The organism is Larkinella humicola (assembly GCF_008727875.1).
In the GTDB taxonomy this organism is placed as follows: domain Bacteria; phylum Bacteroidota; class Bacteroidia; order Cytophagales; family Spirosomataceae; genus Larkinella; species Larkinella humicola.
The window spans coordinates 935,711-959,730 of the sequence record NZ_VTWS01000001.1 but is presented as its reverse complement, the minus strand read 5'-3'; the positions used below and the strand labels follow the sequence as shown (position 1 = coordinate 959,730).

Annotated in this window: 22 protein-coding genes; 9 read left to right on the top strand and 13 right to left on the bottom strand. The window is 52.9% G+C overall.

Annotated features, from left to right (window positions below; all coding sequences use genetic code 11):
* Window positions 1–88: 88 nt before the first annotated feature.
* Window positions 89–364 carry a hypothetical protein gene (locus F0P93_RS04100; protein ID WP_150875018.1) on the top strand — a complete coding sequence of 92 codons (276 nt, stop codon included), beginning with the start codon at window positions 89–91 and terminating at the stop codon, window positions 362–364.
* 112 nt (window positions 365–476) lie between these two features.
* Here the strand turns inward: F0P93_RS04100 and alaS are convergent, their stop codons facing one another.
* The gene (gene alaS, locus F0P93_RS04095; protein WP_150875017.1) at window positions 477–3,131 is read right to left on the bottom strand and encodes an alanine--tRNA ligase; all 2,655 of its coding nucleotides are present in this window, start codon (window positions 3,129–3,131) and stop codon (window positions 477–479) included.
* A gap of 105 nt (window positions 3,132–3,236) precedes the next feature.
* Between alaS and F0P93_RS04090 the strand changes: the two genes are divergently transcribed.
* Window positions 3,237–3,566 (top strand): MerR family transcriptional regulator, encoded by a 330-nt coding sequence (locus tag F0P93_RS04090; RefSeq protein WP_150875016.1) that lies wholly within the window; start codon window positions 3,237–3,239, stop codon window positions 3,564–3,566.
* A 102-nt stretch (window positions 3,567–3,668) separates the two neighbouring features.
* Here F0P93_RS04090 and F0P93_RS04085 read toward each other — a convergent pair whose 3' ends face one another.
* From F0P93_RS04085 to F0P93_RS04070, 4 genes are all read right to left on the bottom strand, one after another.
* Window positions 3,669–5,177: a capsule assembly Wzi family protein gene (locus tag F0P93_RS04085; RefSeq protein WP_150875015.1), complete on the bottom strand. Its 1,509-nt coding sequence runs from the start codon at window positions 5,175–5,177 to the stop codon at window positions 3,669–3,671.
* On the bottom strand, window positions 5,174–5,374 hold the full coding sequence (locus tag F0P93_RS04080) for a hypothetical protein (RefSeq protein ID WP_191908720.1): 201 nt from the start codon (window positions 5,372–5,374) through the stop codon (window positions 5,174–5,176). The genes F0P93_RS04085 and F0P93_RS04080 overlap by 4 nt, the downstream gene beginning before the upstream one ends.
* Before the next feature lie 621 nt (window positions 5,375–5,995).
* Window positions 5,996–7,861, bottom strand: coding sequence for a cytochrome-c peroxidase (locus F0P93_RS04075; protein WP_191908719.1), 1,866 nt, complete (start codon window positions 7,859–7,861; stop codon window positions 5,996–5,998).
* 25 nt (window positions 7,862–7,886) lie between these two features.
* Window positions 7,887–9,374 carry a PhoX family protein gene (locus F0P93_RS04070; RefSeq protein WP_191908718.1) on the bottom strand — a complete coding sequence of 496 codons (1,488 nt, stop codon included), beginning with the start codon at window positions 9,372–9,374 and terminating at the stop codon, window positions 7,887–7,889.
* A gap of 102 nt (window positions 9,375–9,476) precedes the next feature.
* Between F0P93_RS04070 and dprA the strand changes: the two genes are divergently transcribed.
* Window positions 9,477–10,583: a DNA-processing protein DprA gene (dprA, locus tag F0P93_RS04065; RefSeq protein ID WP_445482305.1), complete on the top strand. Its 1,107-nt coding sequence runs from the start codon at window positions 9,477–9,479 to the stop codon at window positions 10,581–10,583.
* Window positions 10,584–10,691: 108 nt separating this feature from the next.
* Here the strand turns inward: dprA and F0P93_RS04060 are convergent, their stop codons facing one another.
* The 4 genes from F0P93_RS04060 to F0P93_RS04045 all read right to left on the bottom strand — a co-directional run bounded on the left by F0P93_RS04060 (window position 10,692) and on the right by F0P93_RS04045 (window position 15,981).
* The gene (locus F0P93_RS04060; protein WP_150875012.1) at window positions 10,692–12,275 is read right to left on the bottom strand and encodes a DUF4394 domain-containing protein; all 1,584 of its coding nucleotides are present in this window, start codon (window positions 12,273–12,275) and stop codon (window positions 10,692–10,694) included.
* Window positions 12,276–12,473: 198 nt separating this feature from the next.
* On the bottom strand, window positions 12,474–13,946 hold the full coding sequence (locus F0P93_RS04055; RefSeq protein WP_150875011.1) for a capsule assembly Wzi family protein: 1,473 nt from the start codon (window positions 13,944–13,946) through the stop codon (window positions 12,474–12,476).
* 12 nt (window positions 13,947–13,958) lie between these two features.
* Complete coding sequence (gene pyrE / locus F0P93_RS04050; RefSeq protein ID WP_150875010.1) at window positions 13,959–14,585, bottom strand: orotate phosphoribosyltransferase; 627 nt, start codon at window positions 14,583–14,585, stop codon at window positions 13,959–13,961.
* Between the two features lie 112 nt (window positions 14,586–14,697).
* Complete coding sequence (locus tag F0P93_RS04045; RefSeq protein ID WP_150875009.1) at window positions 14,698–15,981, bottom strand: hemolysin family protein; 1,284 nt, start codon at window positions 15,979–15,981, stop codon at window positions 14,698–14,700.
* Between the two features lie 145 nt (window positions 15,982–16,126).
* Between F0P93_RS04045 and F0P93_RS04040 the strand changes: the two genes are divergently transcribed.
* Window positions 16,127–16,825, top strand: coding sequence for an NUDIX hydrolase (locus tag F0P93_RS04040; RefSeq protein ID WP_150875008.1), 699 nt, complete (start codon window positions 16,127–16,129; stop codon window positions 16,823–16,825).
* 78 nt (window positions 16,826–16,903) lie between these two features.
* Here the strand turns inward: F0P93_RS04040 and coaD are convergent, their stop codons facing one another.
* The 4 genes from coaD to F0P93_RS04020 form a co-directional block, all read right to left on the bottom strand.
* Window positions 16,904–17,359, bottom strand: coding sequence for a pantetheine-phosphate adenylyltransferase (gene coaD / locus F0P93_RS04035; RefSeq protein WP_150875007.1), 456 nt, complete (start codon window positions 17,357–17,359; stop codon window positions 16,904–16,906).
* 61 nt (window positions 17,360–17,420) lie between these two features.
* On the bottom strand, window positions 17,421–18,317 hold the full coding sequence (locus F0P93_RS04030; RefSeq protein ID WP_225309365.1) for a DUF3822 family protein: 897 nt from the start codon (window positions 18,315–18,317) through the stop codon (window positions 17,421–17,423).
* A 102-nt stretch (window positions 18,318–18,419) separates the two neighbouring features.
* On the bottom strand, window positions 18,420–18,908 hold the full coding sequence (locus tag F0P93_RS04025) for an NUDIX domain-containing protein (RefSeq protein WP_225309364.1): 489 nt from the start codon (window positions 18,906–18,908) through the stop codon (window positions 18,420–18,422).
* A 161-nt stretch (window positions 18,909–19,069) separates the two neighbouring features.
* Window positions 19,070–19,507, bottom strand: coding sequence for a CBS domain-containing protein (locus F0P93_RS04020; protein ID WP_150875006.1), 438 nt, complete (start codon window positions 19,505–19,507; stop codon window positions 19,070–19,072).
* Between the two features lie 213 nt (window positions 19,508–19,720).
* On the opposite strand from F0P93_RS04020, the gene F0P93_RS04015 reads away from it, so the two are divergent.
* The 5 genes from F0P93_RS04015 to F0P93_RS03995 all read left to right on the top strand — a co-directional run bounded on the left by F0P93_RS04015 (window position 19,721) and on the right by F0P93_RS03995 (window position 23,721).
* Window positions 19,721–20,089 (top strand): hypothetical protein, encoded by a 369-nt coding sequence (locus F0P93_RS04015; protein WP_150875005.1) that lies wholly within the window; start codon window positions 19,721–19,723, stop codon window positions 20,087–20,089.
* Between the two features lie 43 nt (window positions 20,090–20,132).
* On the top strand, window positions 20,133–21,575 hold the full coding sequence (locus F0P93_RS04010; RefSeq protein ID WP_150875004.1) for an ATP-dependent DNA helicase: 1,443 nt from the start codon (window positions 20,133–20,135) through the stop codon (window positions 21,573–21,575).
* Window positions 21,562–21,855 (top strand): hypothetical protein, encoded by a 294-nt coding sequence (locus F0P93_RS04005; RefSeq protein ID WP_150875003.1) that lies wholly within the window; start codon window positions 21,562–21,564, stop codon window positions 21,853–21,855. Before F0P93_RS04010 ends, F0P93_RS04005 begins: the two co-directional genes overlap by 14 nt.
* A 3-nt stretch (window positions 21,856–21,858) precedes the next feature.
* The gene (locus F0P93_RS04000) at window positions 21,859–23,208 is read left to right on the top strand and encodes a neutral/alkaline non-lysosomal ceramidase N-terminal domain-containing protein (protein ID WP_150875002.1); all 1,350 of its coding nucleotides are present in this window, start codon (window positions 21,859–21,861) and stop codon (window positions 23,206–23,208) included.
* 84 nt (window positions 23,209–23,292) lie between these two features.
* Window positions 23,293–23,721: a response regulator gene (locus F0P93_RS03995; RefSeq protein ID WP_150875001.1), complete on the top strand. Its 429-nt coding sequence runs from the start codon at window positions 23,293–23,295 to the stop codon at window positions 23,719–23,721.
* Window positions 23,722–24,020 lie beyond the last annotated feature (299 nt).

Here is a 24,020-nt window from a genome sequence, read left to right as displayed (position 1 = left end):
TGGGATGTCAACCGTTTACGAAAAGGCAAGCCGGAGCGGCTAACTTTTGCGCACGGGAATAGTTTAATAGAAAACCAGATTCAACCCTATGGAAAAGATGTTTGTAGTTCGCGTCATCGCCGTCGATGAGCGGGGCGTTGAAACGCCCACCACAGTACCGATGAAATTTGATGCGTCACCCGACGTCGCGCTCATTGAACAGGATTTGGATGCCCAATACCCGCACCTGAAACACCGGGTTGTTGAAATGGATGAATTAAAAACCCCGGAGCAGGTCGAAGATTGGCAGCATTCGTATCTGGGGCCGGTGCTGGGGTCAGAACATACTCCGTTGGAGGAAGAGAAGGAAACGAAGGAGGGGTAATAAGGGAATTTTAAATGTAAAATGATGAACGTTAAATGTAAAAGGAGTTGGCAATTCAGCACTTCTACATTTAACATTCATCATTTATTATTTGAAATTCCTTTTTTAACTTCTATTGCAAAAGCTCCCGCCCCTTCGCCAGTGCCCGGTCGAGGCCGGTGGCATCGGTGCCGCCAGCGGTGGCAAAGAACGGCTGACCACCGCCACCCCCGCGGATTTCCTTCGCCAGTTCTTTCACCAGCGTCCCGGCGTGGAGGTTTTTGGTTTTGATCAGGTCATCGGGCAGCATCACCGCCAGTTGCGGTTTTCCATTGATATCCGAACCCAGCACCAGCGCCAGGTTGTCCAGCTTCGCTTTCAGGTCGTAGGCCAGTTGTTTCAGCGCATCCGCCGATGGAACCTCAATGCGTTCAACAATGACAAAATGCCCGTTGGCCGAATAGACTTTCGTCAACAGATCCGCTTTCACTTTCTGGAGCTTCTCGGCTTCCAGCACCTCAATTTTTTTCTGTAGCTGATGGCGTTCGTCCATCAGGTTTTGAACGGCTTTCAGCACATCTTTCGGCGCTTTCAGGAGTTCTTTCAACTGGTCCAGTGTTGCTTGCTGCTCGTTCAGAAGGGCTAGGGCCTTTTCGGCGGTAACGGCTTCGATGCGTCGGATACCGGTCGAAACGGAACCTTCGGACGTGAACTTGAAGAGGCCGATTTGCCCCGTTGCCGGTACGTGGGTTCCGCCACAAAGTTCGACCGAATAGTTCGGGTCAAAGGTAATGACGCGCACGAAGTCGCCGTATTTTTCACCGAACAAGGCCATCGCGCCGAGGTTGCGGGCTTCGTCGATGGGCACATTGCGCCGTTCGTTCAACGGAATATTCTCCCGGATTTTTTCATTCACAATTCGCTCCACTTCCCCCAGTTCGGCATCCGTCACTTTGGCGAAGTGGGAGAAGTCAAACCGCAAGGCATCCGGCCCGACGTACGAACCTTTCTGCCCGACGTGTTTGCCCAGCACCTGACGCAGGGCGGCATGAAGCAAGTGCGTAGCCGAGTGGTTGTCTTCAATGGCGACGCGACGGTGGGTATCAATTTTGGCGAAAACCGCCGTATGATTATCCAGGATGTCCTCCAGATTTTTGTCGTTGGAAATATGGATGATCAGGTCGTTTTCTTTTTTCGTATCGGCGATGCGCACCAACACGGTTTCGTCGCCCACCCGCAGTTCCAGGCTGCCGGTATCGCCAATCTGACCACCGGATTCGGCGTAGAACGGCGTCCGGTCCAGCACGATCTGGTATTGTGTGCCTTGTTTGTTCTGTACTTTCCGGTATTTGGCAATTCGGGCTTCGGCTTCGGTCTGGTCGTAGCCGACAAACGCGACGCCGTCGATGTCGGTGAGTTCCGTCCAGTCGCCGGTTGCCGAAGTCGCATCTTTGCGCGAGCGTTCTTTCTGCTGTTGAAGGGCTTTCTGAAAACCGGCTTCGTCGATGGAAAGCCCTTTCTCGCGAGCAATCAGAGCGGTTAGATCGGAGGGGAAACCGAACGTATCGTTGAGTTCAAAAACCGTCTCGCCGTCGATTTCTTTCCCGCCCGACTGTGCCAGATCGGAGGTGATTTTATCGAGTAATTTCAAACCATTTTCCAAGGTTCGCAGAAACGAGGCTTCTTCTTCCCGAATCACGGTTGCCACAAAATCACGCTGGGCATTCAATTCGGGGAAAACGTCGGCAAACTGCATCGCCAGTGTCGGCACGAGTTTGGTCATAAACGGTTCGGTGAAACCAAGGTACGAGTAGCCGTAGCGAACGGCCCGGCGCAAAATCCGGCGGATGACGTAGCCCGCCCGCGCGTTCGACGGCACCAGACCGTCGGCAATGGCGAACGAAACCGCCCGGATGTGGTCGGCAATGACACGCATGGCTACGTCCGGATAATCGCGCTGCGAACCTTTGTAGGAAATGCCCGACAGTTCTTCGATGACCTTGATGGTGTGCGTAAACACATCGGTGTCGTAGTTGGACAACTTGCCCTGAATCGCCATGCAAAGCCGCTCAAAACCCATGCCGGTGTCGACATGCCGCGCGGGCAGCGGGTCGAGCGAACCGTCGGCTTTGCGGTTGAACTGCATGAAAACGAGGTTCCAGATTTCCACCACCTGCGGGTGATCGGCGTTCACCAGTTCCTTACCGGGTTTCTGATCCACCTCCGACTGGGGCCGCAGATCGACGTGGATTTCGGAGCACGGACCACACGGCCCCGTATCGCCCATTTCCCAGAAATTATCTTTTTTGTTTCCGAGAATAATCCGGTCCTTACCCACAATCGGTTTCCACAAATCCCAGGCTTCCTGATCAAACGGAACGTTGTCTTTGGTATCGCCTTCAAAAACCGAAACATAGAGCCGGTCCTTCGGCAGTTGGTAGACCTCCGTCAGTAGTTCCCACGCCCAGGTAATGGCTTCTTTCTTGAAATAATCACCAAACGACCAGTTGCCCAGCATCTCGAACATGGTGTGGTGGTAGGTGTCAAAACCGACATCTTCGAGGTCATTGTGTTTCCCCGAAACCCGCAGACATTTCTGCGTATCAGCGACCCGTTTGGCGGGCGGTGTTCCGTTGCCCAGAAAAAAATCCTTAAATTGAGCCATGCCCGAGTTGTTGAACATCAGCGTCGGGTCGTTTTTGGCCACCAGGGGCGCCGACTGAACAATCAGGTGGTTTTTACTTTGAAAAAAGTCTAAAAAATGCTGGCGAATTTCGGAAGAAGTCATGGTACTTGGTGGTCAGTCATCACGCCTGTGATGGCTACGGATTGAAATGTTTTGCAAATTTACGGAAAACTTGTGTTTCTTCCGGTTTGAACGGAAGTTTGTTCTATGGAGGAGTTAACAAAACGGTATTACGGCATTCGCGAGGTGGCCGACATGCTGGGGGTGAACATATCGAAATTACGGTTTTACGAAAAAGAGTTTCCTACGCTCAAGCCCCGTAAAAACCGCGCCGGTGACCGGATTTATACCAAAGATGACATCATACATCTTCGGGAAATACTGGAATTGGTGGAAGAAAAAAAACTGACGCTGGAAGGGGCGAGGCAACACCTCAAAGCCCGCTCCTCGCGTCAGAATGAAATTAAACAGATGATCGGCCGTTTGCAGGAAATCCGCAAATTTCTGGTCGAAACCCAGAGTCAACTGGAGGGATAATTTTCGGTATTCAGTTTACGGTGGCTACCGCCTGCTTAAGAACGCGGCAGTCAGCGTGCGTCAACCACCGTAAACCGTAAACTGTATTCAGTTTACGGTTCTTTACATCCTCCTCGAACGGTATTGGTAATAATCCCAGGTTTTTCGGATGCCGGCGTAGACGCCGTTGCTGCGGGGGAATAAACCACCCTGATCGGAAGCCGCTGAAACGGTCACAAGCAGACCATTCTGGTTCAGCGGAACGCCCACCTGCAGGAGGGATGAAAACTGTTCGACGGTGTTGGCAAAGGGAACGTCGTAGGTGCCAAAATTTTCGCTGTACGACAGCTTCATCTGAAACGTACAGTTGCGCCCAAACCCACCCTGCAAACCGGTGTGGAATGCCCGAACCCGGTTGTTGCTGAAAAAACCGTACTGCGGCAGATCCGGGCGGGCCGTGGTCATCGGTGTGATGAAGGGCGTTCCGATTCCCTGTCCAAAATACGACCAGCCGCTGCGGTACTGGCTGTGGTTGAAGTAGTTATCCCGCCCCCGCAATTTGTCGGTGGCTTCAAAAACCCCACCTCCCTGGCTTTTGGTATACAACAGTTCCACAACGGCACCGGTGATGCGGAAGCCCGAGGTCGCCGGTTTCAAACTCCGGAAGCGAATGCCGTTGAGTCCATCTTCCAGGTTCGTGCGGTAAAACAGCGAGCCGTCTTCGTACACACTCTGGCGATACACCAGAATCGAAAGTTTTTTCGTGCTGAACTCCAGGCCAACGTCGATGCTCCCCAGGTGGTTGCCGATCCGGTTTTCCCGGTCAAAACGGCTGTAATACGTCGTGTCGACACCGGGATTGTAGCCCAGGCTACTCCCCGTCACCATATACGAATACGCCTGAAAGTTAGACGGAAAACGGCCTTCTTTCACGAGTCCGTCGGAAAGCTCGCTGGTCGTTCCGCCCCACTCGACCTGGTGATTGAAACCGGCGTAGAGTTTGATGGGCCAGCGCGCTTTGCCGATGCGGGCATACAGGGCTTTCTGGTGCAGATAGGCCCGGCTAACAAAATTATTTCGTTCAAACCAGCCGTGCGCAAAAAAACCTCGGATCGATAGGATGCCACCCGTAAACGGAACAGGAGTGTATTGGGAGAGACCGATCTGAACTTTAGGCAACGGAAGTGCATTGCCCGACCAACTGTAGGAACCCGAACTCAGGGTTGAATCCACGAGACCGATGACCTCGCGACGCCGACCGGCCACCAGTTCGAAGGCTCCGGCGCGAATTTTGCCGTAGAGTTCCGGAATAATCAGGGTAGATTTTGATCCCATGCCCGTATTTCCGACCAGTTCGACCCCGTATCCGAAGCCAAAAAAATCACGCTTTTTTACGGGCGTATTGTCATCAACTGCGTCATAGCGGGAATCCCAGCGAAGGCCGGTTCGTACGCTGGCATACGGCAAATCTGTCGGTACGGTTCCGTATTGGTTCGAGCGAAGCCAGAAGGGCGTCTGTTTGGAATTTCCGTAAAAACCGCCCACTTCTGCAAAAAGCTGAATGGGCTTCCGTTCGATCCGGGTCTGACAAAGTCCCAGAATCGGGCAGAGAAGCAGTAAAAGTAGTCTCATTTTGCCCTGACCGGTAAGAAGGTGCCGCCTAAGTAATACATTACGTAAAAACCTATCCCGGCAAATCCAACGGTAATCGAGCTTTCGCTGGTTAGTTTATAAGCCATATAAGCGCTTCCGAGGGCCAAAGATCCGCTGATCAGAATCAGCAGAATGTGCAAACACCAGGAAAGGAAGGAGCGTTTTTCAATATTCATTTTGGGTGTCATGTGCGGTCAAGAAATGTAAGTGTGTATTGTGCTATGAATTGAACTCTGATTGTACGGTTTTAATCGGGATCGAAATCGCTGAAAAACATCGATCCAGATGGTATTCGGGACGGTCAGGAAAAAAGTACGGTGGGGCAACGAGAGACGAAAAATAGATAATACGCTAATGGAGCGGTGGGTAATCCAGAAAACTGCTTCTGCCGAAGCGGGCGAACAGGCGGTTTGCAACGTGACCTTCAGCAAACAGAATGGCAAATACTAATTTCATGCAATTGGGTAAGTTTTCATTCTTAAACTTTTGGTAACATTAAAGGTTTTAAGAATTTTACCATTTTGAGTAATTTAAAATCAATCTAGTTGTAAAGTATTGTGAAATTATTTTTGCCGGTCCCGGTTTTTGTCTTATAAAAAATCAGGAAACAACCGCTTTAGTGCGGTATTCTCTTGATTTCAAGGTGCTTACCTGGATGGGGGACGATGATTTGGAGTTGGTTTAATTCGCAGACATGAGTACTAATAACTGAGTGGTGTCACACGCCAGAAACTATACGTTTCCAAAAAAATAAAGTTTGGGTCTATACGTTCGGAAGGCCGGTTCTCGTAAATATCCTACTTTGCGTCCGACAGGGTCTTCAGAAAGGCAAGCAGTGCGGATTTTTCGGAGGTCGTCAGATCAAGTTTTTCAGCCGGAAGGGTTTGATTTTCGAGCACAATACCAAGTCCGCGGCCCCCACCCTGGTTGTAGAATTCCAGTACTTCCTCCAACGTTTGGTACGCACCGTTGTGCATATACGGGCTGGTTTGGGCTGCATTTCGCACCGTTGGCGTTTTAAAGGAATACTTCAGCGGGTCGAGCCGGAAAAGGGCATAACGACCGGGATCCGGATCGATTTGACGGCGGTTGGGCCTCACCGGAACCCCAATGACCTCCGACTCGGTCTGGGTGAAAACCGGCGGCACCGTTCCGTTGAAGAGCGGCAGAAAGTGGCAGGTTCCGCATTTGGCTTTGCCCATAAAAAGATTAAAACCGAGCCGTTCTTCGGCCGACAAAAGCGGTTTTCCGGTTCCGTGGAATTGCTCCCGCATGGCTCGGTCGAACCGGGAATTGAGACGAACGAGGGACCGTTCGTAGGCTGCCAGGGCATTCTGGATGTGAAATGGTTCGATCGAATCCCGCAGGATCGGGAAAGCCTTTTTAAACCACGCCCGGTACCGACTGTTTTGCTGCAAGGTCCGGGCCGCATATTCCAGAGATCCGTGCATTTCGTCCACATTCTGAATGACTTCCGACGCCTGATTTTCGAGCGTCTGAGCGCGTAGATCGTAGAACTGGGCGTTTTGTAAAGCCGCATTCAGCAAGGTGGGCGTGTTTCGCCGGACGAACCCACGACCCGACAGGGTGGCATTTTTGGGCAATCCGTCGGTGAAGGCATTCGCGGGCTGGTGGCAACTGGCGCACGACCGTTTTCCGCCCGACGCCGAATTGTTGCCGACGGATAAAATCGGGTCAGAAAACAGCTTTTTGCCCAGCAGCACCTTGGCCGGATTGGTGCGCATCGCGACCGTCGGTGCGTAGAAATCCGGATTGAAAGCGTTGGTGTCGAACAGCGTTTTGGCATCCGTCCGCAACGCCCGAAGCTCGTTAAACGGTTGGATGTTGCGCTGTTGCTGAAACGCCAGCATGTGCGTGGTAAGCGGATTGGCAACCGTAGTGATGAACTGAAACCGGTCGAACGTGTTGAAGTCTGAAGCGCGGTTCAGGTGCGTTTCGGAGTTTTCCAGAAGCTGAATAAGGCGACGAAAACCGGGGGTATTCGTGCTATAGAAGGATACATAGGTACTCAACCCCCCGAGCGACGCAGCGGCTTCGGGCAGGGCCGTCTGGCAGCGTGGAGTGTCGAAGCCGCTGATTCCGAGCGTGATGATCCGAAAGATCTGAAGTCGCAGGGCATCGAAAACGTGGGCGTCCGTCAGTGCCGTATCGTTCCCGAAATCCGCATACCGCAGCAGTTCGCGCCGGAGTTTTTTTATTTCCCGAATCAGGTCCGACCGCCGGTTGGGATCAAAGGTCGGGAAAAGCAATTCTTCGATGACCTGCAAGCCGCCGGGTTCCGAAATCCGGTTGTCTTCGGCTTCAATTTCGGGCAGGGGCGGACCGTTGACCAGCCGGGTGGTAGCCGGAAAATAATACTCCGCAAACGGCTCCAGCTTCTTGTAGGCCCGGCGGCAGGCCAGAAAGGCGGTTTTCAACGAATCGGATGAGGTACTGTGTTCGGCCAGCGGCAAAAACCGGGTTTCAATCAGGTCACGGAATTTCGCCAGATCGTGGGAAAACTGCTGTTTAACGCGTTCCGTAGCCGCAACTGGTTTTTCAGTTGGTGAGTCCAGGTAATTGAGGAGAAAGACACCTGTGAATGTTGCGAGCAGGAAAAGGCCCCACCCCCCTAAAGGGGGCTTGAAACTAGGTAAGTTCAAGTTCCCTTTAGGGGGGTGGGGGGCCTTATTTCGGAACACCGCGCACAATGACAATTTGACCACCTTCGCCCATATTCCCAATCGCATTGTCGTAAATATTGACGTTTTTGGTGATCGCGCTGCCATCCGCGTTGATGAATTTGGTATCGCGCCAGGTGTGCGGTTGCAGGTTGATCAGGAACGTGTTCGGCACGCCAACCACGTCCGAAATATCAGTCATCGCGCCGTATTCCCAGGTACTGATGCCCTGGTGGCCAATGATGTTGTATTTGCGCTGGAAGTCGCCATCGTCCCGGCGGTGGTTCATTTCCAGGAACGGCTTGAGCTGTTTGGTGGTGATGCCGTATTGCCAGATGCGACCGTCGTGGTCGGGTGTCGAAATCGGCGCGTCGCCATCTTCCCCGATGTACACAAAATTCTCAGTGACGCAGATGTTGTCCGGATTGATCAGGCTTTTGCCCGGATTGGAATATCCTTCGGCCACAAACGACAACTGGCCTTTCAGCGGGTTGCTGGCATCCAGTTCCAGGCGGTAAATGCGGCCCCACTGCACCCGGTCGCTGGCGAACGAACCGGTAACGGCAAAATACAGTTCACGGCCATTGGCCGCGCTGCCTTTCCGGTAGTCAATGTCTTCGACCCGCGCAAACTGAATGGCATTTTTTTCCAGTTGCTGCGCGGCAATCTGCACTCCCGTGGCGGTTTTTGCGTTGTCGATTTCCACAAATTCGACCTCATACCGCTGGTCGGCCTGCATGTTTTTTTCGATCGGGTCCTGGTTGGTCCGGCGGAGGGTGTAGAGTTTTCCGTTTTGGAGGTCGCCGGGCGTCGTAGAAACGTACATCGTCACTTGCCCATTGCCTTCATCTTCCGTCATTAACACGACGGTTTTGTTGGGATACGAGCCTTTCGGCAAAGGAAGCGCATTTTCAAACGAAGCTTTTCCCAGCGCCGGAAGCGTCCGGTTGCCGTTCTTTTTATCGGCCGCACCCAGGGGATCGATGGCGTGAACCCGCCCTTCTGTGTCGCCCTCGCCTGCGGTCAGGTAGAGCGGACCAAAACCGTGTTCGGCCGGGCTAGCCATCGTGGCCGAACACAGGCGCCAGATTCCGCCCTCGGCATCGACAATGTATTCGCCTTTCACCGGTTTGAAGGTTTTATCCAGATAGACCCGGGATACAGAGCGGATGATTTCGTGGTTGGTGATCAGCACATAACCGTCGCCCGCCGGATTTTTCACCAAACCGGCCCCATCGGGTTCGCCGGCAAAAACAAAATCCGGTGATTGTTCCAGCTTATCATAACTGCTGATGAGCGGCAGAATTTCCAGGCTTTCAAAACCGGGCAGGGCCTTTAACAGCGGGGGCGTGGTCGAATGGGCTTTCAATACCACTTCGGAGTTGATGGCCGGGTTGGTTCCGGTTTTTCCTTCTTTTTGACAACCCATCCATCCAGGCGCTGAAAGGAGGAGGGCGATCGGGATGGATGAGCGAAACAGGGAGAACGTTGACATGGAATGGGGCTGTTTAGCAAATATACTCAATTTTTATTTTGACCCGCACCGTTACTCCGGGCTTCCGATTCCGTCTTGATAAAAACCCTGAATGACCAGCCCGTGAATCAACCTGAATTATTTTACCAATCGGCACTGACGTCCGTACCCGGTGTGGGCGATGTATTGATTCGTCAACTGATGAGTTATTGCGGCTCGGCTTCCGAGGTTTTTCGGTCGCCCTTGTCGAAATTGAGGAAAACCCCCGGCGTGGGCGAGGTGATTGCCCGCGCTATTTTGCACCCGGACGTGTTACGGGAAGCGGAACAGACGCAACTGCGGTGCGAAAAGCTGGGGATTCAGCAGGTATTTTATACCGAGAAGGCCTATCCGGTCCGCCTGAAAGCCCTCTACGATGCTCCGGCGATGCTGTATTTTCAGGGTACCGCCGACTTGAACGCTGCCCGCACCCTCGGCATTGTCGGAACGCGGCAGGCCACCGACTACGGACGGCGGATCACGGAGGAACTGATTCAGGCGGTGCAACCCTACCAGCCGCTGGTGATCAGTGGTCTGGCCTACGGCATTGACATTGCCGCCCACCGGGCCAGTTTGATCAACAGCCTGTCAACGGTGGGTGTGATGGCCAGTGGGGTCGATATTGTCTATCCGTATGTGCACAAGAAAACCGCGCAGGAGATGGTGCTGCTCGGCGGTTTGCTCACCGAAAACCGTCCCGGCGTCAAGCCTGATGCCCGCTTGTTTCCGGCCCGAAACCGCATCATCGCGGGCTTGAGCGACGCCATCGTCATTGTGGAAGCGGCCACCAAAGGCGGGGCTTTGATCACGGCGGAATACGCCAACAACTACCACCGGGAAGTGTTTGCCGTTCCCGGCCATCTGAATCAGACGTTTTCGCAAGGCTGCAACAAGCTGATTCGGGAAAACAAAGCGCAGATTTATACCAAACCGGAGGATGTGATTGAAGCCCTGAACTGGGATCAGCCGGTGAGCAAAACCGCTCCAACCGACAAAACCGCCCTGGCCCTGGAATTTACGGAAGAAGAAAGTCAGATTCTGGCGCTCTTTCGTCAAAAGCCCGACTGGCACATCGACGAGCTGAGTTGGCGAACGCAGATTCACCTCGGCAAACTGGCGTCACTGCTCCTGAACCTGGAGTTCAGGGGGATGGTCAGGACGCTGCCGGGGAAGAAGTACCAATTGAATTAAAGAATTAAGGAATGAAAAATGTAAAATGATGAATGTTGAATGTAAAAGGGGTTTCCAATCCGAAACTTTTACATTCAACATTCATCATTTTACATTTTTCATTCCAACTTAAAACCCTAATCCAATGGCAAAACCGCGTACCGTGGTCGGGAATGTTCCCAGGTTGGTGAGCGCGCCGTTGTTCAGGTTAATGGTGTACAGGTTGGTCGAACTGCCCGCCGTCAACAGCGCATAGGCCTTGTCGCTCCGTCCGCCGATGTCGAATCCGTTGGTTGCCGTGATGTCGATGCCCAGTGGACTTCCACCCACCAGCGTGCCGTCGTTCGGCGGAATCTGACGGTACAGGCGGTTGGAGAAGTCGTCGAGGTCATACAACACCGTTGTCGTTGCGCCCTGAACGTTGTTCGAATAGGCAGCCGCCCGCACCGAAGGCTTGTCAACCGCCGTGGGGCCATAATTGAGTGGTTTGTCGACACTAACGTTCCCATTTGTCGGATCAATCCGCAAGTTCTGACCCGAGTTGCTGATGACCCGAATCCGGTCGACGGTCGGGTTGAAATCAAAACCGTAGTCACTGCCCGTCAGGGTTGGCGTGAAGGCTCCCGTACCCACCACCGTGAGCTGGGCGTTGTTGGTGCCGGCCGGATACGAAATGGTATAAATGCGGCTGGAATTTCCCAGGGCGTAGAGTTGCCCCGTTGCCGGACGCATGTCGATACCGCGAATCGTTTCGCCCGGTTGCAGGCCGGTAATGGTACGCTGAACCGGCCGGATGTCGAAGGGATCGAAAATCAGGAGGTCGTTGCCACTGACGGCGTAGGCGACGGCATCCGTCGGAATGGCCAGCCCGATGAAGTTTCTGGAACCCAGATCGCCCAGCTTCTGAATGGAACCCGTGGTAAGATTCACGTTACCCAATTCTGCTTTGTTGCCCACCCAGTAGGCCAGCAGGGCATGGCTGTTGTCGGACGAAATGTCGAAACCGGCACTTCCCGTAATGTCTTTTCCCAGGGGGCCGACGTTGACGAGTGTTCCGTTGTTGGGCGGAATCTGGGAGTAAAGACGATCCGAAACCGGATCGATGTCATACAAAACCGTACTGCTCGAAACGCCCTTGCTGTTGGTGTAGGCCACTGCCGAAATCGCCGGGCTCATTCCACCGTTGATATTTCCATCCTGCCCGCCGGTCTGGAGCATGCCGGTGTTGGGATTGAGCCGGAGGTTTTGGCCGGTACTGGTCACCAACCGGATCAGGTCGACCGTCGGATTGAAATCAAAAGCGACCGAAGCCCCGTCGGTGATGGCGGGAGAGAAAGGATCCATACTCACCGACCGCGCTACCCCGGTTTCCTGGTTGATGACGTAAACCCGGGAGGTGCTGCCCAGTCCATAGAGTTGCCCCGTTGCCGGGCGGAAGTCGATGGCCAGGATTTTTTCGTTTTCTTTCAAACCTGTAATCTCGGTATCCGACAGGTTCGCCATCGGGTTCGAAACGGTCTTCTTGTTCAACCGGTTGTTGTCCGTTAAAACAAAAAACGAAAGCTCCGTCGCGCTTTCACGGGCACTGTTGTGTTTCGTCGCATCGGGGCTCAGGGCGCTCTCGGGTGACGTACAGGCGTTCAGACCCACCATCAGGCCCAGTACCCACGCGCCTGCCGGTAGGCGAAATCCTCCTTTTTTAGTCGTACTCATGTTTCAAATCGTTTTAGAAAGGTTGAATGGAATGATAGGATATTGACAGTCATACGAATGAAGACGGGTATTTAGATTTCCAACCCACCAGAATGTTAGGATATGGCCGCAGTGGGAGAAAGTGAGTCGCTGATAATGAGTAAGTTGCCAGGCCAGCGATGGAGAAAGATAATACTACGGTAAAGTTGAAACCGGAGATTACCAGCTCTTTTTAACAGACAGGTACAGGCCCGTTTGAGTCGGGTATAACGCGCCCTGATCCAGGGCGAAAGAGGCTGACAGGAAGGTATTGGAAAACCGGGGAAGGGGAATCCGAGCCGCCAACAGGGCTGAAAACTGCTCGAAACGGGGAGAATACGGCTGGTTGTAGGTACCGTAGTTGCGGCTGAACGACGCCCGCGCATTGAGTTGAACCCGGTATAGAATTCCTTCCAGACCGAGATACCAGACATTGACCCGGTTATTGGGGAAGAAGCCGCCCCCGGTGTATTGTTGCACGCGGGCGGTGTAGTCGGCTCGCGGGGCAATGAAGGGCGTGCCGATGGTTCGCCCAAAATACGACCAGCCTTCCCGGTACTGGCCATGGTTAAAATAATTGTCAGCTCCCTGATACTGGGCCGTCTGGTCGAAAACCGGTCCACTCTGACTGGTCATCGGGAGCCACTCCACCACGGCGGCATTCCACCGGAACCGGGGGGGTGGCGTGGCGCTTTTATTCCGAAAACGCAGTCCCCACAACCCATCGGGAAAGTTGAGGTAAACGATTCCACTGACGTCTTCGTAAAAATGCTGGTAGTAAAGCAAGGTACTTAACCGGGAGGTCGTCCATTCCAGCGCGTAGTCGATGGAACCCAGGTGGTTGCCGACCCGGTTTTCGCCGTCGAAGGCGGTTTGCTGACTGGTGGTGATTTCTTTTGGATAGAGACCAAAAACGAGTCCCGTATAATCCCGGAACGAGGAAGGCAACTTGCCATTGACCGCGAACGAAGTGCCTTTCAGGTAATCAGCGTGGCCTCCCCACTGCACCTGGTGATTCATTCCCACGTAAAATTTTACTTTCCAGTGCGGTTTTCCGAAGCGACCGTAGAGGTATTTCTGGTGCAGATACGCGCCTTTGATGTAGGGTGCATTGAACCAGCCGTGGGCATATCCCAGCCGGAAAGCCACCAGCTTTTTCAGAAAACCGATCGGTACGAAGCCGGGCGTGTGGAACTGAACCTTCGGAATGGGGAGCGCATTGGCCGACCAGGCCACAAAACCGGACGTCAGCGTGGTGTCACCGAGGCCGTATTGCTCGCGCCGACGGCCCGCCCAGAGTTCAAATTTTCCCAGCCGAACTTTGGCGTATAATTCAGGGAGGAGAAACTGACTGCTTTTGCCCACATTCACAGCCGCGTAGCCACCAACGCCCCAATCGAACCGGTGGTGGTTCGTATAAACCGTATCGGTGCGGTAGTCGCGACTCATTTGCCCCCGTAAGGTCGCAAACGGGCCTTGCAGCGGCACGATGCCGTATTGGTTGGTGCGGAGCCAGAACGGGGTTTGGCGGGTCGCTGCGCCCATGCCACCGAGTTCGAGGTCGGCCTGAATCGGGTTGGGAAGCCCGGATTCCTGCGCCAGAGCCGACGTGGTTAGTAGCCAGCCGAATGCCAAACAAGCGAGCCGTTTCATCGGCGGATCAGGCTAACGGTTCCATTCTGCCGGATTTTGCCGCCAGGCTGCAAGGGAGTCCATGGCATCGGCCGAAATGTAGTTCAGATCCCGGGCTTCGCCCACCAGCGTTTCGTAGTCGCTCAGGCAAACCAGTTTGACGTCTTTGTCTGCAAAATTTTGACTGGCTACCGGAAAACCGTAGGTAAAAATGGCCGCCATGCCCAGCACCCCGGCGCCGGCTTGCCGCAACACATCCACCACTTTGAGCGAACTGCCTCCGGTCGAAATCAGGTCTTCAATCACCACAACGCGCTGTCCGTCTTCCAGCCGTCCCTCGATCTGGTTGCCCATGCCGTGTTTTTTGGGTTCCGGCCGAACGTATAGAAAGGGCAGGTTCAGCGCATCGGCAACCAGCGCTCCCTGCGCAATACCGGCCGTAGCAACGCCCGCAATGGCTTGAACATCAGGGAATTCTTTTAAAATTGTATCGGCTAACGCCGTACGAATATACGTCCGGGCTTCCGGGTACGAAAGCGTGATCCGGTTGTCACAATAAATCGGTGATTTCCAGCCAGAACTCCACGTAAAGGGTTCCTCCGGCCGGAGCCGAACCGCCTTCACTTCCAGTAGCAATCGGGCAACTTTTGCTGCAATCATGTATGCTTTGAATGATGAATGATGAATGATGGACGATGAATGCAAGACAAGAATGGTATTGTACCCGTAAAATAATAGGTAGCGGCCCATTCATCGTTCATCATTAAGAAAATTACTCTTCAATTCGCTTCGTCACCAGAATCTTATCGATCCGGCTTTTGTCCATGTCGATGATTTCAAACTGGTATTCCTGCCAGGAAAACGTTTCACCGGTTTTCGGAATGTCCTTGATAATCTGTAACGCAAAACCGCCCAGGGTATCGAATCCAGTCATTTCGCGCCGGTTCTGGATAATGATGTTGAAGTAATCCAGGAAATCGTCAAACGGAATCTGGGCATCCACAAGGTAACTGCCGTCGCCCCGTTCCACAATTTCGAATTCAAATTCGTTGGTGTCCGAAATGTCGCCCACGAGCGCGTCCACGATGTCGTTGAGCGTCACCATGCCCAGAACACCCCCGTACTCATCGACGATGATGCCGACGTACTGCCGGCGTTCCCGAAACCGCTCCAGCACCTGGTAAGCCATGTTGCTTTCGGGAATATACAGAATATCGCGTTTGAGTTCTTCGAGCCGGGTGAGCTGATCATCGAGGTCTTTGCCCAAAAAATCCTTGCTGTGAATGAGTCCGATCATTTCATCGACGCCCCCCTGGCAAAGCGGGTAATGCGAATGGCGGTGTTCGATGATGTACTGGCGGTTCTCTTCAACAGTCGCTTCCAGATCCAGGAACACCATTTCCTGCCGGTTGGTCATCAGGGAGGTGATCCGGCGGTCGCCGAGTTGAAAAACGTTCTGTACAATTTCCTGCTCGATCTCCTCGATGACCCCGCCCGAGGTACCTTCCTGAATCAGACTTTTGATTTCTTCTTCCGTTACGGCACTGGCGTTGGGCTTGATATTCAGAATTTTAATAATGAGGTCGCTGGAAAAGCCGAGCAGACTGATGAAGGGTGAGGTCACCCGGGACAGCATATTCATCGGCCCGGCCATTACCTTCGCAATGCCTTCCGGATTTGACAGCCCGATTCGTTTGGGTACCAGTTCGCCCAGCACCAGCGACAGATACGTAATGAGAATAACCGTCAGCGTAACCGCAATGCTGTTGGCGTAGGGTTGAAGGAGTGGAAACTGGGACACGAAGCCCGAAATCTGGTCGGTCAGGCTGTCTCCACTAAAAATACCGGTCAGGATTCCGATGAGGGTAATCCCGATTTGAACGGTAGCCAGAAACCGGTTGGGCGATTCGGCGAGTTTCAGAGCTTCTTCGGCCCGGCGGTCGCCGTTTCGGGCGTCGGTTTCGAGTCGGGCTTTGCGGGAGGAAACCAGTGCAATCTCCGATAAGGAAAAAACACCGTTCAGAATGACTAAAAAAAGAATGATTGCAAGTTCCACAAGGGGGAAAGTTGGCGTTCTGCAAAAATAGTGGATTTAGTTTCTCTTCAAAGATGAATGGTTTATCTAAATTTGTTTTGTAATTCACGCTATTCGGTACGTCGACGGTTCGACGGGCTCATTCACCCAGCAGTTCAACTACCTCATGACCATTTTTATTGACGACCGACCCATTCATTTAAAGGGTTCGAAGAAGGCAGCCAAATTGCAGGACGCTGCGCTGGATAACCACGTGGAGTACGACCGGATCATCGACGCCCGTCTCGACGGCCTGAAGCTGGCTATGTTGAAAGGGCATCTCCTGGTGCTCAATGCGACGCCCGTTACCATCGAGAAACTGGTCAATTTGCTCAACAACTACGAAATGGGCGACCTGAGCTCTATTACGCTGGTAGCCGCTGAAAAAAAGGCCGTTGAGGAGAAGTTTAAAAGTATGTTCAAGATTGTCCGGGCCGCCGGAGGAGTGGTGTTTAAGGAGGATAAAATGCTGCTGATTTTCCGTCGGGGCAAGTGGGATCTGCCCAAAGGGAAACTCGACGGGGATGAGCAGTCGCGGGTGGCGGCCCTGCGGGAAGTGGAAGAAGAAACCGGGGTGGTGGCTACCCTCGAAAACCGCATCTGTACGACCTGGCACACCTACACGCTGAACGGAAACCGAATCCTGAAAAAGACCAAATGGTACCACATGACCTGCGTCGACGATGCCCGGATGACGCCCCAAACCGACGAGGACATCGAACGACTCGAATGGATGGATGCCAAACAAACGGCCCTGGCCCTCACCAACTCCTTCAGCTCCATCCGGTATGTGATCGATGAGGTGAATGGGAAGGTTTTGAAATAGTTAATAATTAAGAGTTAAGAGTTGGCTGTCGCACTTGTTTCAGCTTGCGTCAGCCAACTCTTAACTCATCACTCTTAACTACTTCAGTTTGTACGGCAGAAACTCGTCGATGTTTTTGGAATAGCGGTGCAATTCCCGGATGATGCTTGAACTGATGGGGGCGAGAGACGGAGAGGTGATCAGAAAGACGGTTTCGACGTCTTCGTACACGTACCGGTTGACCTGCGAAATGCTGTTTTCGTATTCAAAATCCGTCGTGTTGCGCAAGCCCCGCAGCAAAAACCGGGCTCCCAGGTCGCGGGCGACGTTGGCGGTCAGGTCGTCATACGATACGACTTTCACCGCCGGATAGGCCGCAAAAGTTTGCTCAATCAGGCCGACCATCACGTCCAGCGGAAAATACCGCTGTTTGCTGGCGTTCCGGCCAATGCCGATGAAGATTTCATCAAAAAGTTTGAGTCCCCGTAACACTATGTCTTCATGTCCCTTCGTAAACGGGTCGAAGGAGCCGGGAAAGAGCGCGATTCGTTTCATACAGGTTTAAAAAACCGGGTGGTGGCTGGCTGGTGAATGAAGGTCAGTTGGTTGCCCGTTCTCACTCGATCAGGGTGTTTCCGTACAAACTGAAATACCGGTGTTCCGGTAACTCATCGAAAGCCGGTGTCAACTGCAAGCCGGGCGGTGTTGAACCAAAGCGAATGGTGGGCAGAAATTGTTCGAGGGCCGTATAGATTTCGGCAAAAGGCGTAATTTCTCCGAACAAAACCACCTGCAATTCCTTCGGTTCGGTTTTCAATTCATTGATGACATACAGGATGTAATAGACCAGATCGGTGGCATTTTTGTAGGCAAACCGGTTGCAGAACCTGAACTCTCCACCTTTGCGATAAATAACCGTAACCGATTCATCTTCAAAATTTAACGATAGTTTTTGGTCCGAATTCAGCACCGAATCCGTCAGCGACGTTGCCTGAATCAGCGTGCTCGACTGGTGAACGAGCGTAATCTGTTGCAGGGGATAGGTGGCCGACAGCCAATCGGTCAGGGCATTGTCGACGCTGAAAACCGCCTGAAAATCCTCTTTTTTATGAGCATAGGCCAGCGCGTGTTCCGAGCTGGAGAGCGGATTGCCGCGCATCAACTGGAGATACTGCCCTGCGTATTCTTTCCGGAACAGACCGGACGGAACCAGTGTAAACGAAGGGGAATTGACCGATACCTGAATGCTTTTCCAGTAGGACGACTGAAGGATTGGATGGTTTTGGTAAATGGTTCGTAAGGAGGGCAGTAGCGGGTTTTCAGTCAACAGGGTCGGAAAGGTGTAGTCTTCCAGCCAGACACACCGGCGCGGATGGGGTTCGACCACACAAAACCGGAACCGTTCCTTGCCCATTTCCAGGCAAAGCTGATACGAGTCGGTCGTTGACACATCAAAAGAATCTTCCCGAATGACGACGGTTGGGGTCACAGTAGCAATGGTCTCGATACGCACAAAAAAGTGAATGGGTTAACAGGTACAGTGGGAAGTTATATGTTTTCCAGTTTTGGGAACATATGGTGAGCTAAATGTACAAAAATACCCGACAGACCACCGCTATTGTTTCAAATAACCTTTTAAGTGGAAGACCTCCTCCATAGACTGGCACAGGCGGAACATGCGGTGTACTTCGTTTTCGGGGTACGTTTTGATTTCCTCGAACGTCATCAGCCGCACTTCGGTGATGATCTGGTTTTCGGCGTCCATTTCCGGGTCGAACCCCTGGCGAAGGTGGCCGCCCACAATGCGGACCTCGAAAAACAACTCCATCGCGTGCAGGGGCGTCTGCATAAATTCGTTAACAAACTGGAGTTCGCCCACTTCAATATCCAGTCCGGTTTCTTCGTGAAATTCCCGGACGAGGGCTTCGTAGGCGGTTTCGCCATATTGGGGGCCACCGCCCGGCGGACACCAGAAGGTATCCGTGGGGCCAATGCCCCGGTGACGGACCATCAATAGTTTTCCGTCCATGAGGCACAAACCGCATACCCGCAGCCGCAGGCGATTGCCGTAGAGCCGCTTTACTTCTTCGCGTGCAATATCCAAGTTGATCTCTGGTGGTTTCAGCCCGCAAATATAACAGGAGTTAAGAGTTATGAGTTATGCTTTTTACCCCTAAATCCCCTAAAGGGGACTTGGACACCGCTTAAACCGGATGCTGAAAGTCCCCTTTAGGGGATTTAGGGGCAAAAAAGTATGCTTTCAACTCAATAGGGGCTTCCCGAAATGTAGCTTTCCAGGGAGTGGATGCGGGCTTTCTGATCGTGAATGATGGCTGAAACGACGTCATTGATGGAAATAATGCCGATGAGGCTGCCTTCATCGACGACGGGCAGGTGGCGAATGTGTTTGTCAGACATGATCAGCATGGCGTCTTCCAGGCGTTGATCGGAGCTGATGGTGATCAGGTTGGCGGTCATGACCTCTTTGATCAGGGTGTCTTTCGACGCCCGGCCTTTCAAAATCCCTTTTCGGGCATAGTCGCGTTCTGAAAAGATTCCCGACAAATTTCCTGCGTCGATCACCAGAACAGCCCCGATATTTTTGGTAGCCATAGCTTCCAAAGCTTCATAAACCGTCGTGTCGGACGTGACGGAATAGATGGTGTTGATCGTTTTGCCTTGCAAAACCTGACGGATTTTCATGATTTAAGGAAGTTTGGTAAATGGGTTGGGATCAAAATAAAAAAAAGGTATGATAAAAGCAATGCGGTGTTGTATTTTGGGGGCTATATGCCTCATAATTCTTGGAATTATCAAAACTTGCTTGGTGATTCAAGGGTGGCAGTCGATTTGTTTTTAAAAAGAAGTACGCCTAAGTTTGAAAAAAAACCGCCTATGCTTTCCTTTCCATCGCGTGTGCGCAGACTGCTCAGCGGGTTGTTGTTCCTCGCATGCCTGAGTCTGTCGTGCCAGCGGCCTCCGGTCAAAGCCGAGCAGGAAGACGTCAATCCGCTGGTGGGTTCCTGGGAAAAAGTGAACCCCTCGAAGTGCAGTCAGATGTATCCGGATGTGATCGAGTTCAGCGCGAACGGAGTATACCAAACGCAGTCGGAAGTAACGTCCGTGGCGATGGCCTGGGATGCCGGGACGTATGCCGTGGACCGGCAAATAGTAAAGATTGCCAATGCCCTGGAAGTTTCGAAGCCCTACCGGTTTGTAATAAAGAACGAAATCGTTACGTTTGAGGATGAGCAGGGATGCCGGTTTCCCTACCGGCGTTTGTAAAAATCGGTTGAAAAAACCGGCTGTTATTCCGTATATTCGTACAATGAATGATACTCTCACGCCCGCAGAATTGCTGGCGAAACGCTTCCCTTTCAAGCCTACTCCCGGGCAGCAGCACTTCTTTGAACAGATGAATCCGTTCATGATTCGGTCAGAGCATGAAAATTACCGGGATTGCTTTTTGCTCAAAGGCTATGCCGGTACCGGAAAAACCACCCTCATCAGTACGCTGATCAAAGTGTTGCCTAAGTTTGGGTTTAAATCCGTTCTGCTGGCGCCCACGGGCCGGGCGGCCAAGGTCATGGCGAATTACTCGAAGCGCATGGCCCAGACAATTCACCGGAAAATTTACCGCCAGGTGGCCGACTCCAGTTCGGGAAATCTGGTGTTTCAGCGGCAGAAAAATTACCACGAAGACACGGTTTTTATCGTCGATGAAGCCTCGATGATCAGTGATGATTCAGAGATCGGCATGAACGGTTTGCTGGCCGACCTGGTCGATTTTGTGTTTGAAAACCCCGGAAACCGCCTGATGCTGGTGGGGGATGTGGCGCAGCTTCCGCCCGTGGGCAAGGAACTCAGCCCGGCGCTCGACAAAGGGTACCTGGAGCGGCATTTCGACATGGTGGTGGTGGAACAGGAGTTGGTGGAGGTTATGCGGCAGGACGAGCATTCGGGTATTCTGTTGAATGCCACCAACCTGCGGGATGTGCTGAACGAACCGAATCCAAAGATCCACCTGAACGTTCGGAAATTCCGGGACATCTATAAAATGACCGGCGAAAAGCTGGAAGACGGAATCCGGTATTGCTACGACAAGTACGGGCGCGAAAATACCATCATCATCACGCGTTCCAACAAGATGGCCGTGCAGTACAACCAGTACATTCGCCGGGCCATCAACCAGTGTGAAGAAGAACTTGACGCGGGTGACATGCTGATGATTGTCAAGAACAATTATACGGTTTTAGAAGACGATTCACCGGCGGGTTTTCTGGCCAACGGCGATTTTGTGGAGGTGATGAAAATCCGCAAACGGGAAGAACAACACGGTCTTAAATTTGCCACCGTCACCCTGCGGCTGGTCGATCTGGAGGAGCAACCCGAGTTTGAAACCAAGATTATTCTCGATACGCTGTATTCCCCGCAGCCCTCGCTGGGGCGGGATGAAAACAAGCAGTTGTATGAGAGCGTCCAGCAGGATTATTTTTATATCAAATCGAAAAAGGAACGTTCCGAAGCCATCCGGCGCGACCCGTATCTGAGTGCGTTGCAGGTAAAGTTTGCCTACGCCCTGACCTGTCACAAGGCGCAGGGCGGGCAATGGCCGGCGGTTTTTGTCGATCAGGGCTATTTGCCTGACGGACAGGTGAACCAGGATTTTGTGCGGTGGCTCTACACGGCCATTACCCGGGCCACCGACGAAGCGTTTCTGATGAATTTTATGCCGCAATTTTTTGGAAACTCCCCCCATGAACCTGACTGAATTTACCAACACCCTGACGAACGCCCAACCGCCGTTTGGTCTGCACCCGGTTGCCGAAGCCCTCTGGTATGACGCCAAAGGCAATTGGGAACAGGCCCATACCATTGCCCAGAGTAAGGAAGGAACCCGCGACTACGACCGTTTGCACGCCTATCTGCACCGCAAGGAAGGCGACGAGTGGAACGCCGGGTACTGGTATCGCCGGGCGGGTGCAGCGGTTTTTTCCGGCTCGCTGGACGACGAGTGGAATGCGTTGATTCAAACTTTTCTGGCGAAATAAGCGATGAAACGCATACGCTGGGTGATCGTTTTGCTGCTGGCGGTCCAGACGGTTTGGGCGCAGGGCTGGAAAGCCGGGGTGGCCCGAACGGTAATTACACCGAATGAACCGCAGTGGATGGCGGGGTATGCCGCCCGTACCCGTCCCGCCGAGGGAAAACTTCACGATCTGTGGGCCAAAGCGCTGGCGCTGGAGGACGAAAAAGGAAACCGGGTGGTGCTGGTGACCACCGATCTGCTGGGTTTCCCAAAAAAACTCTCGGACCAAATCCGGGAGCGGCTAAACCGCCAGTTCGGGCTGTCGAAAGCACAGATCCTTCTGAACAGTTCGCACACCCATTCCGGGCCGGTTCTGGCCCACGCCCTGTACGATATTTACCCGCTCGATGCCAGCGAATTGGCGAAGATCAACCGGTATACCCGCCAACTGGAAGACCTGATGGTGATGCTGGTTGGGCAAGCTCTGAAAGACCTTGAACCGGCGGAACTATTTGCCCAGAATGGTGTAACGCGGTTTCAGGTCAACCGGCGCAACAACAAGGAAGGCTCGCTGCGGGAGCAGACGGAATTGAAAGGCCCGAATGACCACGCGGTTCCGGTGATCAAGGTGCTCGACAAGGCCGGGAAGCTCAAAGCCATTGCCTTCGGATACGCCTGTCACCCCACCGTGCTGGATCAATACCAATGGTCGGGCGATTACGTCGGGTTTGCCCAACTGGAGCTGGAAAAAGCGCATCCAGGTGCGATGGCGCTGTTTTTTCAAGGAGCCGCCGGGGATCAGAACCCGATGCCCCGCCGAACCGTGCCGCTGGCCCGGCAACACGGTCGGGAACTGGCCGTGGCCGTGGATCGCGTGCTCGAAGAACCCATGCGGAAATTGACGGCCCAGGTCAGAACCGCCTATTCCGAAATTGACCTTCCACTGGCCGCTCCGCCTTCGGAAGCGGAATTGACGAAAACCAGCCAGGAAGGGGAGAGTTACATGAAACGCTGGGCAACCCGGATGCTGGCCGAAAGAAAGCAGGGCAAGCCGGTATTGACCCACTATCCGTACCCCTTGCAGGTGTGGCAGTTGGGCGACCAGCCTCTGCTGGCGTTTGGGGGTGAGCTCGTCATCGAATACGCCATTGCGTGTAAAAAACGGTTTGGTCCCGACCTTTTCGTGCTGGGGTATTCCAACGATGTGATGGGCTACATTCCATCCGCCACGGTGTTGAAAGAAGGCGGATACGAAGGAGCTTCATCACAGATGGTTTATGGTTTGCCGGGTCTTTGGGATTCCACCGTTCCGGTTCTGATTAATCAGGAAATCAACCGTTTAGCCGAGCAGGCTGGCGTGCCATCACTAAAATAAGTTTATTGAAATGACTGCCTGGTAATCATGAATACGGCGGGATAGTTGTTATCTTTATAAACACGTCCTGAACCCCTGCTCATCATGACCGGCAAGCAAGCGTATTTAACCTGGATCGTCGATGACGATGCGGAGTATGGCCTTCTGCTCCAAAAGGCTTTTTTTGAGAAAAAGCTTGAAAGCCGACTGGATTTCTTCCTCAGCGGTCAGTTGGTGATGGAAAGACTGGACAATGCCGATGGGGAGCTTCCTGATTTGATTTTACTGGATTTGGAATTGCCAAAACAGGACGGGATCGACACCCTGTCGGCGATCAGGAACAACCCGCGGGGGAAATACATTCCGGTGCTAATGGTAAGTAACTCTGCTTCACCCGCTACCATCAGCCTTTGTTACCAGCTAGGTGTTAATGCCTATGTGGTGAAGCCCAACCGGTTTGATGATCTGGCCTACTTTGTCAACTCGATCTGCCGCTACTGGCTTGAAATGTCCGATCAGCTTACCCGAACCTAATTCGGTTCATCCGTAGCAGGTAAACTATTTTCATAGCTTTTTCGGCCTTTTTGGGATAGAACATCTACCCGGCTGGACTGACGCTACGTGTAGGGATTAGCGTTATCGCAATTCTAAGGCCGATTTTAGGTAAAATTGTTCCGAAAAATACCCCTGTCTGCGATCTGAAATGTACTGCGTTAATGCCATAGATAACGACAGTATTTTATTGAAATTTAAGCAATTAGCTTAAATTTACAGAACATTCATCAAGTAAATGGGTTGTCACTGATACAGGCTCATCCCGGAAATGTCCGGAA

Bases quoted from the DNA above. Each gene is read 5' to 3' on its own strand.
- F0P93_RS04090 (WP_150875016.1), top strand. From the start codon at position 3,237: ATGGAGGAGTTAACAAAACGGTATTACGGCATTCGCGAGGTGGCCGAC.
- F0P93_RS04010 (WP_150875004.1), top strand. From the start codon at position 20,133: ATGAATGATACTCTCACGCCCGCAGAATTGCTGGCGAAACGCTTCCCT.
- F0P93_RS04040 (WP_150875008.1), top strand. From the start codon at position 16,127: ATGACCATTTTTATTGACGACCGACCCATTCATTTAAAGGGTTCGAAG.
- F0P93_RS04085 (WP_150875015.1), bottom strand. From the start codon at position 5,177: ATGAGACTACTTTTACTGCTTCTCTGCCCGATTCTGGGACTTTGTCAG.
- F0P93_RS03995 (WP_150875001.1), top strand. From the start codon at position 23,293: ATGACCGGCAAGCAAGCGTATTTAACCTGGATCGTCGATGACGATGCG.
- F0P93_RS04020 (WP_150875006.1), bottom strand. From the start codon at position 19,507: ATGAAAATCCGTCAGGTTTTGCAAGGCAAAACGATCAACACCATCTAT.
- F0P93_RS04060 (WP_150875012.1), bottom strand. From the start codon at position 12,275: ATGAGTACGACTAAAAAAGGAGGATTTCGCCTACCGGCAGGCGCGTGG.
- F0P93_RS04005 (WP_150875003.1), top strand. From the start codon at position 21,562: ATGAACCTGACTGAATTTACCAACACCCTGACGAACGCCCAACCGCCG.
- pyrE (WP_150875010.1), bottom strand. From the start codon at position 14,585: ATGATTGCAGCAAAAGTTGCCCGATTGCTACTGGAAGTGAAGGCGGTT.
- F0P93_RS04080 (WP_191908720.1), bottom strand. From the start codon at position 5,374: ATGAATATTGAAAAACGCTCCTTCCTTTCCTGGTGTTTGCACATTCTG.
- F0P93_RS04000 (WP_150875002.1), top strand. From the start codon at position 21,859: ATGAAACGCATACGCTGGGTGATCGTTTTGCTGCTGGCGGTCCAGACG.
- coaD (WP_150875007.1), bottom strand. From the start codon at position 17,359: ATGAAACGAATCGCGCTCTTTCCCGGCTCCTTCGACCCGTTTACGAAG.
- F0P93_RS04055 (WP_150875011.1), bottom strand. From the start codon at position 13,946: ATGAAACGGCTCGCTTGTTTGGCATTCGGCTGGCTACTAACCACGTCG.
- alaS (WP_150875017.1), bottom strand. From the start codon at position 3,131: ATGACTTCTTCCGAAATTCGCCAGCATTTTTTAGACTTTTTTCAAAGT.
- F0P93_RS04100 (WP_150875018.1), top strand. From the start codon at position 89: ATGGAAAAGATGTTTGTAGTTCGCGTCATCGCCGTCGATGAGCGGGGC.
- F0P93_RS04070 (WP_191908718.1), bottom strand. From the start codon at position 9,374: ATGTCAACGTTCTCCCTGTTTCGCTCATCCATCCCGATCGCCCTCCTC.